19 protein-coding genes are annotated in these 16,081 nt (G+C 45.7%); 14 read left to right on the top strand and 5 right to left on the bottom strand.

The genetic code is table 11. The features are described from left to right. Positions 1 to 2: 2 nt before the first annotated feature. From BMX82_RS12940 to uvrB, 3 genes are all read right to left on the bottom strand, one after another. The gene (locus tag BMX82_RS12940; RefSeq protein ID WP_156097674.1) at positions 3 to 167 is read right to left on the bottom strand and encodes a hypothetical protein; all 165 of its coding nucleotides are present in this window, start codon (positions 165 to 167) and stop codon (positions 3 to 5) included. Between the two features lie 3 nt (positions 168 to 170). Then, positions 171 to 788: a DUF4468 domain-containing protein gene (locus tag BMX82_RS02585; RefSeq protein ID WP_091765787.1), complete on the bottom strand. Its 618-nt coding sequence runs from the start codon at positions 786 to 788 to the stop codon at positions 171 to 173. A 100-nt stretch (positions 789 to 888) separates the two neighbouring features. Further along, the gene (uvrB, locus tag BMX82_RS02580) at positions 889 to 2,925 is read right to left on the bottom strand and encodes an excinuclease ABC subunit UvrB (protein ID WP_091765785.1); all 2,037 of its coding nucleotides are present in this window, start codon (positions 2,923 to 2,925) and stop codon (positions 889 to 891) included. Between the two features lie 108 nt (positions 2,926 to 3,033). Here uvrB and BMX82_RS02575 point away from each other — a divergent pair, with 108 nt between their 5' ends. The 3 genes from BMX82_RS02575 to BMX82_RS02565 are packed head-to-tail and all read left to right on the top strand — an operon-like array spanning position 3,034 to position 4,665. Then, positions 3,034 to 3,861 (top strand): outer membrane protein assembly factor BamD, encoded by an 828-nt coding sequence (locus BMX82_RS02575; RefSeq protein ID WP_091765781.1) that lies wholly within the window; start codon positions 3,034 to 3,036, stop codon positions 3,859 to 3,861. Between the two features lie 3 nt (positions 3,862 to 3,864). Next, positions 3,865 to 4,197, top strand: coding sequence for a DNA-directed RNA polymerase subunit omega (locus BMX82_RS02570; RefSeq protein WP_036912925.1), 333 nt, complete (start codon positions 3,865 to 3,867; stop codon positions 4,195 to 4,197). A gap of 6 nt (positions 4,198 to 4,203) precedes the next feature. Beyond that, entirely contained in the window at positions 4,204 to 4,665 is a 462-nt protein-coding gene (locus tag BMX82_RS02565) for a DUF4293 domain-containing protein (RefSeq protein ID WP_091765778.1), read from the top strand. A 274-nt stretch (positions 4,666 to 4,939) separates the two neighbouring features. On the opposite strand, the gene BMX82_RS02560 is transcribed toward BMX82_RS02565, so the two are convergent. Next, the gene (locus BMX82_RS02560; protein WP_091765776.1) at positions 4,940 to 7,645 is read right to left on the bottom strand and encodes a valine--tRNA ligase; all 2,706 of its coding nucleotides are present in this window, start codon (positions 7,643 to 7,645) and stop codon (positions 4,940 to 4,942) included. Between the two features lie 88 nt (positions 7,646 to 7,733). On the opposite strand from BMX82_RS02560, the gene mazG reads away from it, so the two are divergent. From mazG to BMX82_RS02510, 10 genes are all read left to right on the top strand, one after another. Continuing rightward, positions 7,734 to 8,594, top strand: coding sequence for a nucleoside triphosphate pyrophosphohydrolase (gene mazG, locus BMX82_RS02555; protein WP_091765772.1), 861 nt, complete (start codon positions 7,734 to 7,736; stop codon positions 8,592 to 8,594). Positions 8,595 to 8,607: 13 nt separating this feature from the next. Further along, a complete protein-coding gene (locus tag BMX82_RS02550) occupies positions 8,608 to 9,303 on the top strand; it encodes a lipocalin family protein (protein WP_177171993.1) in 696 nt (231 codons plus the stop codon). Beyond that, positions 9,303 to 10,220: a ribonuclease Z gene (locus BMX82_RS02545; RefSeq protein WP_091765766.1), complete on the top strand. Its 918-nt coding sequence runs from the start codon at positions 9,303 to 9,305 to the stop codon at positions 10,218 to 10,220. Before BMX82_RS02550 ends, BMX82_RS02545 begins: the two co-directional genes overlap by 1 nt. 87 nt (positions 10,221 to 10,307) lie before the next feature. Beyond that, positions 10,308 to 10,613, top strand: a complete 306-nt coding sequence (locus tag BMX82_RS02540; protein ID WP_091765763.1) for a T9SS type A sorting domain-containing protein — start codon at positions 10,308 to 10,310, stop codon at positions 10,611 to 10,613. 6 nt (positions 10,614 to 10,619) lie between these two features. Continuing rightward, positions 10,620 to 11,159 carry an RNA polymerase sigma factor gene (locus BMX82_RS02535; protein WP_036912907.1) on the top strand — a complete coding sequence of 180 codons (540 nt, stop codon included), beginning with the start codon at positions 10,620 to 10,622 and terminating at the stop codon, positions 11,157 to 11,159. Between the two features lie 58 nt (positions 11,160 to 11,217). Beyond that, positions 11,218 to 11,565 (top strand): hypothetical protein, encoded by a 348-nt coding sequence (locus tag BMX82_RS02530; RefSeq protein WP_143058299.1) that lies wholly within the window; start codon positions 11,218 to 11,220, stop codon positions 11,563 to 11,565. A 13-nt stretch (positions 11,566 to 11,578) separates the two neighbouring features. Beyond that, positions 11,579 to 12,022, top strand: coding sequence for a hypothetical protein (locus BMX82_RS02525; RefSeq protein WP_091765760.1), 444 nt, complete (start codon positions 11,579 to 11,581; stop codon positions 12,020 to 12,022). 79 nt (positions 12,023 to 12,101) lie between these two features. Further along, complete coding sequence (locus tag BMX82_RS02520) at positions 12,102 to 12,515, top strand: GtrA family protein (RefSeq protein ID WP_036912900.1); 414 nt, start codon at positions 12,102 to 12,104, stop codon at positions 12,513 to 12,515. Next, positions 12,512 to 13,240 (top strand): glycosyltransferase family 2 protein, encoded by a 729-nt coding sequence (locus BMX82_RS02515; protein ID WP_091765757.1) that lies wholly within the window; start codon positions 12,512 to 12,514, stop codon positions 13,238 to 13,240. Before BMX82_RS02520 ends, BMX82_RS02515 begins: the two co-directional genes overlap by 4 nt. Then, the gene (locus BMX82_RS02510) at positions 13,230 to 14,642 is read left to right on the top strand and encodes a hypothetical protein (RefSeq protein ID WP_143058298.1); all 1,413 of its coding nucleotides are present in this window, start codon (positions 13,230 to 13,232) and stop codon (positions 14,640 to 14,642) included. The genes BMX82_RS02515 and BMX82_RS02510 overlap by 11 nt, the downstream gene beginning before the upstream one ends. Here the strand turns inward: BMX82_RS02510 and nth are convergent, their stop codons facing one another. Next, entirely contained in the window at positions 14,643 to 15,293 is a 651-nt protein-coding gene (gene nth, locus BMX82_RS02505) for an endonuclease III (protein ID WP_091765751.1), read from the bottom strand. It lies immediately after the preceding gene. Positions 15,294 to 15,366: 73 nt separating this feature from the next. On the opposite strand from nth, the gene BMX82_RS02500 reads away from it, so the two are divergent. Next, on the top strand, positions 15,367 to 16,077 hold the full coding sequence (locus tag BMX82_RS02500) for a DUF2461 domain-containing protein (RefSeq protein WP_091765747.1): 711 nt from the start codon (positions 15,367 to 15,369) through the stop codon (positions 16,075 to 16,077). Positions 16,078 to 16,081 lie beyond the last annotated feature (4 nt).

Raw genomic sequence — 16,081 nt, 5'->3', positions numbered from 1 at the left:
TATTACTTGATCATGCGTAGTGAGGACTCGGCTATTTTGAAACACATTGAGATGAGAATGATATAGGTGCCAATAGTCCTGTCTTTGGTGAGATAGTATATCACACCAACAATTGCTCCAATCATGAAGATGATGTTGAGCAGGTTACGAATCTTATCCTTGTTCATTGATTATTTTTCGTTCAGGAGTGTTTCAAACTTCTTAAAAATGAAATCTTTGCGATCGATAGTCTTGCGACGGAACTTACCAGAGATAGGGTAGAGCTTTGTGTGCTTCTTGTTCACTGCATATTGGTCGGTAATCCATTCCTCGGCCTTGTAGTGAATAGGTTTACGGTCTGTATCATAGTCGTAAGAGATACGGGTTATCTTTACGTCTGCCTGACCGTCGCTACAATTAACGAGAATCTGGAAGTTAAACTGGGTCTGATCTATAGACAAGGCGGTGTTCTTGAATACCAGCCACTCGTGGTAGGCAGCTCCAAGCTCATGCTTCTCTTCGTTCTTAACTGCTACAATACTGTTGGCAATCTGATTGGGCTCCTTGGTCATCTTCTCCATCTGTTTGAGCAGAGTCTGATAAATCTGGTTGGCGTTCTTTCCTGGAGCTTGAATGGTAGTTGTGAAGCATACAACACCGTCAACTTCTGGTACAGCGTTCTTTACCAAATACTTAGCGTCAGGATTTTCCTTTTCAACAGGTTCCTGTTCTATTCTCTCCCAAGTATTGTCCTGAGCCGTTGCCAGCATGGGCATCAGCATCATGAGGGCTATCAAAACCTTTTTCATCTTTACTTAATTTACAATAGATGGGTGCAAAAATACATAAAAAGAATGATATAATAAAGGAAAGGCCTTTACTTTTTTACTTTTTTACCTTTTGAACCTTTTACTTCATCTCCAGTTCTTTCTGTAAACGGATGATTTCATCGCGATATTGGGCGGCCTGCAGGAACTCGAGGTTCTTGGCGGCCTCTTTCATCAGACGAGTTGTCTCGGCAATACTCTTCTCCAATTGCTGGCGCGTCATGCGCTCCACAATCGGGTCTGCTGCCATCATACCAGTAATTGCACTATCAGCCGCCATACTAGAAGCGCGTTTCAATTCCTTTACATCTGCACGGTCATCTTTCTGCAGGGCGTTGAATGTCAGGTTCTTCACAATCTGTTTCGGAGTGATGTGGTTCACCTCGTTATAATGCATCTGCTTCTCACGTCTGCGACGGGTCTCATCTATTGTGAGTTGCATTGATGTTGTTATGGTATCAGCATACATGATTACTTTACCATTCACATTACGGGCGGCCCGTCCTGCAGTCTGGGTCAGACTGCGATGGCTACGCAGGAAACCTTCCTTGTCAGCATCAAGGATAGCCACCAACGATACCTCTGGCAAGTCGAGTCCTTCACGCAAAAGGTTGACACCGACAAGTACGTCGTAAACTCCTTGGCGGAGGTCGCTTAGTATTTTCACGCGATCCAATGTAGCCACGTCGCTATGAATATAGGCGGTGTTGACGCCATGATTCAATAAGAATTCGCTCATTTCCTCAGCCATGCGTTTGGTCAAGGTCGTAACTAATACGCGTTCGCCTCTATTTCTACGGGTTACAATCTCGTCGAGTAAATCGTCTATCTGGTGTTCGCTGGGGCGTACTTCTATCTCGGGGTCAAGTAATCCTGTAGGACGGATAACCTGCTCGACCACAATGCCTTCTGCCTCATCCAACTCGTAGTCGGCAGGGGTTGCGCTCACGTAGATTACCTGATTCACTTCCGCCTGAAACTCCTCAAACTTCAAGGGACGATTGTCGAAAGCCGCGGGCAGGCGGAAACCATATTCCACCAAGTTCTGCTTGCGACTTCTGTCGCCACCATACATGGCATTAATCTGAGGCACAGATACGTGGCTCTCATCGATGAATAGCAGATAATCGTTAGGGAAGAAATCGAGTAGGCAATAAGGACGTTCACCAGCCTGACGCCCATCGAAATAACGGCTGTAGTTTTCAATGCCAGAGCAATGCCCTAGTTCCTTGATCATCTCCATATCATACTCCACACGCTCTTTGATGCGTTGCGCCTTGATGCCATCACCCATCTCCTCAAAGAATGCCACCTGTTTCACTAGATCGTCCTGAATCTGGCGGATGGCAATGTCTGTCTGCTCCTTGGATGTCATGAACAGGTTGGCGGGATATAGTTTGTATTCCTCGAAGCTGGCCAGACGATCGAAGGTCACGGCATCCATCTCTTCGAGGGCGTCAATCTCGTCGTCCCAGAAGGTAACGCGGAGAACCACCTCGCTGTAGGCCATTGCAATATCTATCGTGTCGCCCTTCACACGGAAGTTTCCTCGTTGCAGGTCAAGGTCGTTTCTGATATAGAGAGACTGAACTAATTTTCTTAACAACACGTTGCGGTCTATCTTCTGCCCTACGTGAAGTTCTATCACGTTCTCCTGTAAGGCAACTGGACTTCCCATACCATAGATACATGAGACAGATGATACGACGATGACATCGTTTCTTCCAGAAAGCAGGTTTGATACGGCCGAGAGGCGCAAACGGTCTATCTCGTCGTTGATGGCCAGGTCTTTCTCGATATAGGTGTCTGTCGTAGGAAGATAAGCCTCTGGTTGGTAATAGTCATAATAGCTGACATAATACTCGACGGCGTTTTCCGGGAAGAAGCCTTTCATCTCTTCGTAAAGCTGGGCGGCAAGCGTCTTGTTGTGACTTAGAATCAGTGTAGGACGGTTGCGGTTGGCAATGACGTTAGCCATCGTAAACGTCTTACCAGACCCCGTAACACCTAACAGCACCTGTGCCCGGTCTCCACGTTCCAATCCTTCAGTCAGTTGTCGGATAGCCTCAGGCTGATCGCCTGTTGGCTTATAGTCAGATGAAAGTATGAATTTACCCATATCAGGGCGCAAAGATACATAAATATTTCAAAATTACCTGCGCGCAATTCATAATTTTTATAAAATACTTTGTTATTTTGCCGAAATGTCGTAACTTTGCACCCCGATATGAAGAAAGGTATCATTATACTCTCGTGTGTCGTTTTCCTGATGAGCGGTTGCGCATCAGAATTCAATGCTGTATATAAGTATGGCGACACTGATGTTAAGTACGAATTCGCCAAAGAGTGTTTCGCCCGCGGCAAGTATCAGCAGGCTGTTACTCTGTTGGAGGAACTCGTCACCATCAAGAAGGGAAGCGACGAAGCTCAAGAGTGTCTCTATATGCTTGCTATGGCTCAGTATTGCAACTTTGACTACGAGGCTGCATCGGAAACGTTTAAGAAATCCTGTTCAAGCTATCCGCGTGGGGTCTATGCTGAGCCTGCTGCTTTCTATGTTGGCCAGTCACTCTATCAGAGTGCCCCAGAGCCACGTCTCGACCAGTCGCCCACCAATGGCGCTATCACGGCCTATCAGCAGTTTATCGACCTGTATCCCGACTCGAAGCTCAGGCCGCAGGCTCAGGATAGACTTTATGAACTGCACGACAAACTCATTCAGAAAGAATTACTCTCTGCAGAGCTCTATTATAATCTCGGTGGTTACTTCGGTAATATCAATTCCAACGAGGAAAGCAACTATACCGCTTGTATTGTTACAGCTCAGAATGCCCTTAAGAACTATCCCTATTGCACTGAGCGCGAGCAGTTTATGCTACTCATTATGAAGAGTAAGTTCCAATTGGCCGAGAACAGCTCAGAGGAGAAGCGTCTGGATCGTTATCGCGACGCTGAAGATGAGTGCTATGGATTCATCAATGAGTTCCCTGAGTCGAAGAATGTAGAGACAGCCGAGAAATATATCGTTAAATGCAAGAAAGTTATTAAAGATTAGAATATGGATTACAAGAAGTCAAAAGCACCGGTAAACACCGTTACACGTAACATCATGGATCTCTGTGACGATACAGACAATATCTATGAGAGCGTAGCCATTATTTCGAAGCGCGCTAACCAGATTAGTTTACAGATTAAGGAAGATCTGTCTAAGAAGTTGGCAGAGTTTGCTTCATATAGCGATTCTCTTGAGGAGGTATTTGAGAACCGTGAGCAGATAGAGATCTCACGTTACTACGAGAAGTTGCCAAAGCCAACACTCCTCGCTACTCAGGAATTTGTAGAGGACAAGGTCTACTGGCGTGATCCTGCCCGTGAGAATCAGGAGAACTAAACCGTTATGATTCAGCGTAAGCAAACCCTATATCTCTTGGCGGCCATTGTGATGACCGTCATTTGTCTTTGTATGCAGATTGGCTCTTTCAAGGCCGCAGGTCTTGAGGTGGCTCGTGTATATAATCTGTGGTTCACCGATCCCTTTGGCAAGTATCATTTCGATACGTGGCCTCTCTTGGCTGTCCTGTTGCCAACGGCAGTATTGGGAACCTATGCCATCTTCCTCTATCGTAATCGCAAGATACAGGCTGTGTTCTGCTTGTTCAATGCCTTACTTATCGCTGGATGGTATGTCTGCTATTTCGTGGTTGGTCAGACTGTTGGGGATAAGTCGTGGGGTATGGTGTCTTTCCGTCCCACATGGCCGGCTGTTCTCCCAGCCATTGCTCTCATCCTCTACATGATGGCTCATCGCGCCATCAAGGCCGATGAGAAGCTCGTCCGCTCAATGGATCGCATCAGATAGGATCATATAATATCCAAGCAATTCAACACCCCCACCCACAGCTAATGTGGGCGGGGGTGTCTTTTTAACTGGTCCTGGTCGTTGGCACCAGTAGTGCAGATCGTTTGCACTCCGAGGTTCAAACGTTGGCATTCGGAGTATACATAGGTGGTACCCGGAGTACCAGACATTGGAACAAAAACTGGAAATGTTTATTCAGCGCAGGATAGGTTGGATGAAAAAGAAGTGTGGGGAAAAAATAACTCCCCGCTAATTTGACGGGGAGTTAATTGATTTATTTATTTCTGAGTGCTGCGATGCTTTCTTTCAGAGCAGCAATCTTTTCTTCAGAGTCGCTCTGCTTTTTTCGTTCGAGAGCTACCACTTGTTCTGGGGCGTTGGCTACGAAACGCTCATTGCTGAGTTTCTTCTTCACCCCAGCCAGGAAACCTTCGAGGTGCTGGAGCTGAGCCTCCATCTTGGCAATCTCTGCCTCAACATCAATCATATCACCAACAGGAACAGCGAACTCGTCGGTGCCTACCATGAAGGCAGAAGCAGTGGCGTCCTTTTCGGTTACCACGTTGATGGCGTTCAGGTTGGCCATCTTGATGATGACGGCGTTGAAGGCCTCATAATCGTTCTTGCCAACAACCTGCAGATCGAGCTGCTCCTTAGGAGCAATGTTCTTCTGGTTACGAACCATACGAACACCAGATACAATCTGCTTTACATTCTCAATCTGGGCGGTCAGCTCGTCGTCGGCCTTGGTGGGCGTGTCGAGCTTCAGGCTTACTCGCATAATGCTCTCGCCTTCGTTGCGATCGTAGAGGTACTGCCACAGCTCCTCGGTGATGAATGGCATGAACGGGTGGAGCATTTTGAGCAGAATCTCGAAGAACTCGAGGGTCTTGTCGTAGGTCTGCTTGTCGATGGGCTGTGGTTCACCATTGATATAAGCGGGCTTCACCATCTCAAGGTACCAGCTTGAGAACTCGTCCCAGAAGAGCTTGTAGACAGCCATCAGGGCTTCAGAGATACGGTATTTCTTGAAGAGGTCGTTCACCTCGTCGTTGGTCTGACGGAGCTTGGCCTCAAACCATTTGGTTGCCACCTTGCCAGCCTCGGGCTGCTCGATGTCGGCCACCTTCCAACCCTTAACCAAACGGAAGGCGTTCCAAATCTTATTGTTGAAGTTACGTCCCTGTTCGCAGAGGGCCTCGTCGAAAAGAATATCGTTGCCTGCGGGGGCTGAGAGCATCATACCCATACGCACACCGTCGGCACCGAACTTCTCGATAAGCTCGATAGGATCGGGCGAGTTGCCAAGTGACTTTGACATCTTACGACCAAGCTTGTCACGAACGATACCAGTGAAGTATACATTCTTGAATGGCATATCACCGATATACTCATATCCAGCCATAATCATACGGGCAACCCAGAAGAAAATGATATCCGGACCTGTTACGAGATCTGAGGTGGGGTAGTAGTACTTAATCTCCTCGTTGCCGGGATTGTTTATACCGTCGAAGAGCGAGATAGGCCAAAGCCATGAAGAGAACCAAGTGTCGAGGGCGTCCTCGTCCTGACGCAGGTCGGTATCGGTCACCTTCGGATCTTTCTGCTGTGCCAGCTTCAGAGCCTCCTCACGAGTTTCGGCCACTACATAGTCGTCTTGACCGTTATAATAATAAGCGGGAATACGGTGCCCCCACCAGAGCTGACGTGAGATACACCAATCTTGGATGTTCTCGAGCCAGTTCTTATAGGTGTTCTTGTATTTGGCAGGATAGAACTTCAACTGATCGTTCATTACTGGTGGCAGAGCGATGTCGGCGAAGTGCTGCATAGAAAGGAACCACTGCATAGAGAGACGTGGCTCGATGGCGGTATCAGGATTGCGCTCTGAATAGCCCACCTTATTAGTATAGTCTTCGATGCGCTCCATCAGGCCAGCTTCCTGAAGGTCCTTGCTGATCTGCTTACGACAGTCGAAGCGATCCATGCCCACGTAGATGGGGCTCTGGTCTGAGATGGTACCATCGGCATTAAAGATATCGATGGTCTCCAGCTTGTGGCTCTTACCCAACATATAGTCGTTGGTGTCGTGGGCAGGTGTTACCTTCAAGCAACCTGTACCGAACTCGATGTCTACATAACGGTCTTCGATGACGGGGATGACACGGTTTACCAGAGGAACAATAACCTTGCGGCCCTTCAGCCACTGGTTCTTCGGATCCTTGGGGTTGATACACATAGCGGTGTCGCCCATGATGGTCTCAGGACGTGTGGTGGCTACGACTGCGTAGTAACCTTTCTCGTCTTTGTGGATGATGTTGCCTTCGGCCTTCAGGGCTTCCTCTTTGTCGAGGGCCTTCAAACCGTCTACATAATATTTAAGGTGGAACAGATGGCTCTGCTCCTCTTTATAGATGACTTCCTCGGTAGACAGAGCGGTGAGAGCCTTGGGGTCCCAGTTTACCATGCGCAGGCCACGATAGATGAGGCCTTTGTTGTAGAGGTCGACGAACACTTTGATGACACTCTCAGAACGCTTCTCGTCCATAGTGAAGGCTGTGCGGTCCCAGTCGCAGCTGGCACCTAGTCGGCGGAGCTGCTTCAGAATGATGCCACCATGCTCGTGGGTCCAATCCCAAGCATGCTCGAGGAACTGCTCGCGAGTGAGGTCGTGCTTCTTGATACCCTCGCCAGCCAGTTTCTTCACCACCTTGGCCTCGGTAGCGATAGAGGCATGATCGGTGCCTGGCACCCAACATGCATTTTTGCCCTCCATACGGGCACGGCGTACAAGAATATCCTGAATGGTGTTGTTGAGCATGTGGCCCATGTGGAGCACACCTGTTACGTTGGGGGGCGGAATCACGATAGTGTAGGGTTCGCGTCCGTCGGGTTTACTGGCAAACAGCTTGTGGTCAAGCCAGTATTGATACCACTTCGATTCGACCTCTTTTGGGTCGTATTTACTTGCTAATTCCATATATATGTTTAATAATTTCCAAAAATCGCTGCAAAATTAGTAAAATTCCATCGAAAAGTCGTATCTTTGCCCCAATAATTTGAGTTTTATGCATACAAAAGAGGAAAAAATGCAGGCTTTTGGCCGTTTTCTTGACGTATTGGATGCGTTGAGAGCAAATTGTCCATGGGATAAGAAGCAGACGAATGAGAGCCTGAGACCCAATACAATAGAAGAAACTTACGAACTCTGCGACGCTCTGATCAAGAATGATATCCCAGATATCTGTAAGGAATTGGGGGATGTGTTACTGCATATCTGTTTCTATGCCAAGATTGCAGAAGAGAAAAGCCAGTTTGACATGGCTGACGTGTGCAACGCATTGACAAGGAAGATGATTACCCGTCATCCGCATGTTTACCACCCGTCGCAGGTTGACGCTGAGGACCCTAAGCCTCTGCCATATGTGCCTGACGACTCTTCTGCGGATGCTCCTAAGGTGTCGACTGTGACACAGGTGCTTGAGAATTGGGAACAGATTAAACTGAAGGAGAAAGATGGTAATAAGTCGGTGCTCTCGGGTGTGCCCGATGCTCTGCCAAGTCTGATTAAGTCCTATCGTATTCAGGACAAGGCCCGCAATGTGGGTTTTGACTGGGAAGACAAACAGGATGTATGGAAGAAAGTGCGTGAGGAACTTGACGAACTGGAAGTGGAACTGCGGAAGGAAGATAAGGAGAACTCAACGAAAGAATTGGGTGACTTCCTCTTTTCGGTCATCAACGCAGCCCGTCTATACAAACTGAATCCTGACAATGCGTTGGAGATGACCAACCGTAAGTTTATAAACCGCTTTAACTATATTGAGGCGCATAGCATCAAGATCGGTAAGCCTTTGAAGGACATGACATTGTCTGAAATGGATGCCCTTTGGGAAGAAGCGAAGCGAATGGAAAAAGAGAACAACTAAACCCCAAAACCATATGAAGAAAATAATCTTTTTCGTATTAATAATAGCTGTGGTGTTTATGCTGGGTTATTGTGGAGGCGGAAACTCACAGCAGCAGACGATGATGGAAGAGGATTCGGCTTCTGTTGAGAACATACTTCCTGTTGACCGCACAATCTATGGCTTGTGTGGCTCAGGAACAGCTATGAATACCTTGGAACTGATAACAGACAATGGTGATACGCTGAACCTGTCGCTAGTGAATGCCCAGGAGAATGAACGTGTGCTTGGCGGCCTGCAGGCGGGTGACAGACTGGCAGTGATGACTGATTCGAAGAAAACGGAAGCTACAGAGGTGATAAACCTTAACACGCTGTTGGGCGACTGGGTGATGCCCGATCCGATTGACGGTAGTGCCGAGGTGGGTATCCGCATTAAAGAGGGCGGAATCGCAGAAAGTATTGAAATGACAAATATCCTCTATCGTACATGGAAAATCGTGAATGGAAAGCTAGAGATACTCTCCGTACGTGAAGGGGGCGGTGATCAGGAAGAGCTTAATCTGTATGAGATCCTGACGCTGGGACCCGACACCTTGTCGTATAAGACGATTGACAAGGCGAGCGATGAGGAGGAGACATTTGAATATACCCGTTATAAGGATAATAAAAAGACTGACCTGCGTGGTCTTCAGCTAGAAGATACACAAGACGAGTTTAATAAGATTTGATGGCAGAACCGTTTAAAGTACATATATTGGGGTGTGGCAGTGCGCTTCCAACCCTTCGTCACCATGCCTCTTCACAGGTTGTTGAGGTGCGTGAGAAAGTGTTGATGCTCGACTGCTCGGAAGGCACCCAGATGCAACTTCGCAAGTGTAGGGTACGTTTTACTAAACTGAGTCATGTGTTTATCACTCATCTTCATGGCGACCATTGTTTCGGCCTGATAGGTATGATATCAACCTTTGGACTTCTAGGGCGAACGGCTAAACTTCATGTCCATGGTCCGAAGGCTTTGGGGGCAGAGCTCGAACGTCAGATAAAGTTCTTCACCCATGACTTGGGGTTTGAAGTCGTGTTCTATCCTGTGGATACTACACAACGACAAGTGGTCTACGAGGATCGCAGTATTACGGTGGAGAGCATCCCGTTGGAGCACCGTGTGCCTACCTGTGGCTATCTGATCAGGGAGAAACAGTCGTTGCCCCATATTCGTAGAGACATGATGGACTGTTACCAGATTCCTGCCAGTCAGGTTGGTAATATTAAGAATGGCGCAGATTGGATAACGGCAGATGGTGAGGTTATTCCTAATGCCAGACTCGTGAAACCTGCTGATCCTGCCCGTTGCTATGCTTATATCTCAGACACCCGTTATATGCCCCAGTTGCATGAACAACTGAGAGGGGTGACAACACTCTATCATGAGAGTACGTATGGTGAGGATAATATGCAGAATGCAGAGAAATACCATCACTCAACAGCCCGCCAGGCCGCTTTGGTGGCACGTGACGCCGGGGTGGATAAACTGTTGCTGGGTCATTACAGTTCGCGATATGAGGATGAGACAGTGCTGCTTGAAGAAGCAAAAAGTGTGTTTGAAAACACCTTTTTAACGAACGAAATGGCTGTTTTTAATGTCTGAACGTTTATAAACCCGCCTTTTTTGCATAAAAATTTTGCTATTTCAAAAGATTGTTCTATCTTTGCACGGACGATAATAGAATTGCTTATGAGGAAAAGTGTACTCTCGCTATTGTTTTTTACCATGCTGTCGATGCCAGTTCTGTCGGTTCCTGTGATGATGGAATTGATGGCTGTGGATCAGATGGATGGCGAGGTGACAATTGCCGCAGAGGGACGTACTATTATCGTGAGCGGCGCCGAGGGGCAAAAACTTGAGGTGATATCCCTGACGGGCCGCAAGGTTGCCGAATATCAGATAAATAGTCCTGCCCAGCGTATTGAGTTGGATTTGAATAAGGGCTGTTATGTTATTAAGGTAGGCAAGGTCGTGCGTAAGGTTTCTTTACACTGATGTACGATGATTGAAGATCAGCAGATTTTTCAGTTGCTTTCTGATGCCTCTACTCAGCGTAGGGGCTTTGAATTGCTGGTCAGAAAATACAGCGAACAGCTTTATTGGCAGATACGTCGTATCGTCTTGACCCATGACGATGCGAACGATGTGCTTCAGAATACCTTTCTGAAAGCTTGGAACGGCTTGGAAAACTTTCAGGGCGATGCAAAAATAGTTACTTGGCTATCACGTATCGCTATCAACGAGAGTCTGGATCAGTTGCGTCGTAATAAACATATGGTCTCAGGTGCTGATGAGGATCTTTCGGTAGCGAATATGCTTATGGCCGATTCTTATTTCGATGGCTCTGAGGCTGAAGCCCTGCTTCAGGAAGCAATCGCATCTTTGCCTGATGTGCAGCGTACGGTTTTTCAGTTGCGCTACTTCGAGGATATGAAATATAGTGAGATGAGTCTAAGGCTTAATACCTCTGAGGGGGCCTTAAAAGCTTCGTATCACATAGCCGTCAAGAAAATCTCAGATTTTTTTAAGGCGCGTGATTAAACCTTTTGAATATAGATACGTCATATATACGATGAAAGAAGAAAAGTACATAGAAGACATGGTTGGGAAGCGAAATGCGTTTCGCGTTCCTGATGGTTATTTTGACAACTTTACAGCTCAGATGATGCAGCAGCTTCCAGAAAAGCCTGTTGCTGCAATGAAGGAGTTGAAGCCTCGCGCAAAGTCTATCTGGTTACGCCCAATATTCTATGCGGCAGCCAGTGTGTGCGCAATTGTTATCAGTGCTACGATTTGGTTTGCCATGCCATCGGAGCAGTCTGCTACTACTCAGGTTCAGGCGCAGAAGGTCTTGCAGCAGGATGAGGCAGATACCTATATTGATGAAGCTGCTGACTACATGATGCTTGATAATCATGATATTTATGCCTACTTATCAGAGAACTAAACGCTAGAATGAAATGAGAAGATTTTTTTTAAGTGTCGTCGTAGTGTTGCTGTCAATAGTGGCAGCTTTTGCGCATGATCCTCAGAAGTTCTCACCTGAGAAGTTCCAAGCCGATTTGGAACAGTTTATCACCAAGGAGGCTTCTCTGACTCCTGAAGAGGCAGCTAAGTTCTTCCCCTTGTACAGAGAGATGCAGCACAAACAACGGGTGGTATGGCAGAAAATGAAGGATTTGGGTAGAAACAAACCCGCAGAAGAAGCAGCATGTAAGTTAGCTGTACAGAAGCGTGACGAACTGGAGTTGGAACAGAAGGTAATCCTACAGACTTACCATAATAAGTTCTTTAAAGTTATTCCTGCCTCGAAGGTCTATGATGTAATTATCGCGGAGAATCGTTTCCACCGCTTTGCCATCAGGAACTGGGGACAGAAAGACAGGGCTCAGCCCAAGAAATAATCTTTTTGTGAAAAAAATCAGTAAAAAACAAGAAGTTTTTGGATAATAATGACTACCTTTGCAACTCAAAGGTCAATCCATGTTACGTTATCTGATTAAGAACTTATATCGAAAATATCGTAATCTCATTCTTTATGGGATTATTGGAAGTTGTTCTTCTGGACTGGACTTCCTTCTTTATACATTGTTCGTCAATGTATTTAATTGGCATTATCTGTTTTCAAATTGTGTAAGTGTGCTTGCAGGTATCACTACCAGTTTTACTTTAAACCGGACATACAATTTCAAGGTGAAAGATCAGACTATTAAACGAATGCTGATATTCTTCACAGTGGGTTTGTGTGGTATGTTGATGAGTAATCTGATTCTGTATGTCTGTATTGATTGTTTGGAGATGAATAAGATTGTTTCTAAGCTGCTGTCAATAGGATTGGTGGTTATCGCACAATTTGTTATTAATAAGTATATAACTTTTAGACCTACTTCGGCATGATTAATAATTTGTATATTGTGATGCCTGCGTATAATGAGGCGGAGAACATTGAAACGACTATTAAGGAATGGTATCCTGTGGTAGAGCGTTTGAATAGTAATGACTGCAAATGCCATCTTGTCATTGCGAATGATGGTAGCAAAGACAATACATATCATAAGATGTTGGGCCTACGGGAGTTGTATCCTATGCTGATACCCTTGGATAAACCAAACTCTGGACATGGTGCCACCGTGCTTTATCTATATCGTTATGCTATTGAACAGGGAGCCGATTTCGTTTTTCAAACCGATAGTGACGGACAGACCAATCCCAATGAGATATGGCAAATGATTGAACATGCGGAGGATTATGATTTCCAAATTGGAAATCGTAATAATCGTCAGGATGGAATGTCACGTGTGTTTGTGACTAAAGTGCTGAAGATGGTTGTATGGCTGATGTTCCATGTGTGGGTAACCGATGCTAATACGCCTTTCCGCCTGATGAACGTTGAGCGTCTGAAACGTATCATGGCTGTGATACCAGAGGACTACTTCCTTTGTAATGTGGCCATCTCTGCTATTGCGGTGAAATGGCATGAGCGATGCAAGTGGTATCCTATTACTTTCAAACCTCGTCAGGGAGGGGTGAACTCTATCAATATGAAGCGCATCGTAAAGATTGGTCGCAAGGCGCTGAACGACTTCTATACAATCAATAAGAATCTGAGACATGTTGACTAAGAGAATCCTAACGATGATGACCTTGATAGTCTGTGTGGCTGTCATTGCTGTGTTTTCATATAATGCTCTTCGTAATCCCTGGCTGTGGTTCGACGAGTCGGGACAGTTCTGGATATCGAAAGGACTGAATCATTATTCAGAGGTATATGCTGCATCTGGAGGTTTGAGCGATGTGATAGAGAATAATCGTCATTACAATCTCGATCCAGGAGGCTTTTCTGTACTTCTGTATTTTTGGTTACTGATTAATGATAGCAGTACGCTTTTCCTACGTTTGCTTCCTTATCTGTTTTTCCTTGGTTTTGCGAGTGTTGTGTTTCTCTATACCTATAAGTCGAGTAAGAACATTTTGGAAGCAGCTTTCCTGACAACACTCTTGTTTTTATGGGAAGTAACAGCTAATGAGATGGGCGAGGTACGTGGTTATACTATGGAGATGTGTGGCGTTGTGGGAGCCGTCTATCTGATAAGGTTTCATTCGGTTCTCTTGACAAAGCGTTTCCTGCTAGTTTTGGGGATTTGGTTGTCAGTATTCAGTCTCTCACGTTACGATTTCGTTGTTTTTGTCATTGGCGTATCTTTGTGGATCTTTTTGGGCTTGTTGCATGAGAGATTATCGTTTGGTAAGCTGGTAGCCAGATTGGCATATTATGCGGTTCCTTTGATAGTAGTCTTACTGGTTGTGCTGGTTGTGATGTTGATGCATCAGAACCCTGCAGGTTCTGCTGAATCTTATCTCTACTTAGGGTCAAGTGCTCATGCATGGTTAACACCATTGTTCTTATTTGGAGCACTGAATGCCTTATTGGTGATATATGATTATAAGAAAGGTGTGGTGGTGCTTCCCAGTCAATCACTCTTTTTAGTGGTATTTTTGGTATATTGTCTTCTTTCTCTGCTGAGGATATTCCCTTTGGACGTTCGCGGTTCTATGGCATTGACGGTGGTGCTGACTATCGCTCTCGTAGAGCGTTTCTTCCTAATTATTCCAGTCCATTCGTATATTAAAGTGTTTGTGCTGTTCTGTTTGATGCAGGTTTGCCGCACGACGCCGTTGTCAGAACTTGGTTCGACCAATATTGACACGAAGACTTTTCTGGAATTTACCGAATTGAAACAGAACAGTTCTTACGATAAGTTGTTCGTGGATTATTGGATGAATCCAGACTTCCGTTACCTGTATGAATATGGTGCATTAAGGAATGAGGCACAGAAAGACGGCTATCCCAATCGTTTTGTATTACAAATAGATGATGACGACCCATCGAAGGTTGTGATGCCTGGAGAGGTAGATTGTGATTATTATATTATCACCCGATTCTCGAAGTTCACGAAACAATACGACATGTCGCCCTTCCGTCCTCTTAATGATGAGTCACAGGACATCTATCAGAGAAATTGATTATCCTAATTTAGAGCCCTCAATGAGTTTAGGACAGATATCTTCAAGGCCACACTTTTCACAGTGTGGCTTTCTTGATGTACATACATATCGCCCATGGAGCAATAGCCAGTGATGGGCATCGGGGATATCCTTCTCAGGAATGTACTTGATAAGTTTCTGTTCAACCTTATAAGGGGTATTGTCGTATTTATCGACCAACCCTAAACGATGGGCTACACGATAGACATGTGTGTCGACAGCGAGTGCCGACTTTCCGAACGCCACGCTCTGAATCACGTTAGCGGTCTTTCTGCCTACGCCAGGCAGGTCGAGTAAAGCATTCATGTCAGAAGGAACTTCGCCATTGTGTTTCTCTACAAGAGTCCTGGCCATTTCCACCAAATGACTTGCTTTTGCGTTAGGATAGGACACGCTGCGGATATAATCTAAGATGTCTTCGGGCTCAGCCATAGCCATGCTTCTGGCATCGGGATAATGTCTGAATAACTCGGGTGTGACTTGATTAATGCGCTTGTCTGTACATTGCGCACTCAGTACAACTGCTACTAACAACTGGAAAATACTACCAAACTCCAGTTCGGTATTCACGTTTGGCATTTGTTCACGGAAGTATGCCAATATCCTATCGTATCTTTCTTCTTTTCTCATCTTATTGCAAAAGTACGTAAATAATTGCAGATTCCCAAATATTTTTTGTACTTTTGCATCCAAAACCAGCGCTATGGATAGTAAAAGAATCATTAGTTTTCTTCGTCAGCTGATGGCGAATAATAACCGACCTTGGTTTCAGGAGCATAAAGCAGAGTATGAATCGGTCAGGGCAGAGTTTGAACGGGGTATTAGTCAAGCGATAGAACGTATAGTGACTTTTGACCCTGAGATTGCGCACCTTACGGTGAAAGATTGTACATACAGATTCTATCGTGATACTCGTTTCTCTGCTGATAAATCACCCTATAAGAATCACTTAGGTGCCTATATTGATGCAAAGGGCAAGAAGGCATTGCGAGGCGGTTACTATATCCATCTGGAACCCGATCACTGTGTGTTGGCAGTAGGGAACTATTGGTTGCCTACTAATATTCTCACTTCGTGTAGGAATGAAATTATGGGTAATACCGAGGCTTGGCTGAAGTGTGTGGAAAACGAAGAGTTTAAAAGGTATTTCAATGATGAGGGACAGGATAATTCCATTGCTTACTGGGACCAGCCACAAGGTTTTGGTTTGGAAAAGCTGAAGACGTGCCCATCAGGTTTCCCCAAAGACTGGGAATATGTGAAATATCTGCGTTTAAAGAACTATTGTGCCTGGCATGCTGTGCCTGAAGATTTCTTCGAGGGCGATGGCTGGCTCGACGAGATGGAACATATCTTTCGTGTTGCCAAGCCAATGATGGATTTTATGAATGCCGTAATCGACGACTACGAATAATAAT

It is taken from the genome of Prevotella sp. khp7, from assembly GCF_900109055.1.
GTDB lineage: Bacteria > Bacteroidota > Bacteroidia > Bacteroidales > Bacteroidaceae > Prevotella.
This window is presented reverse-complemented; position numbering and strand designations above follow the sequence as displayed.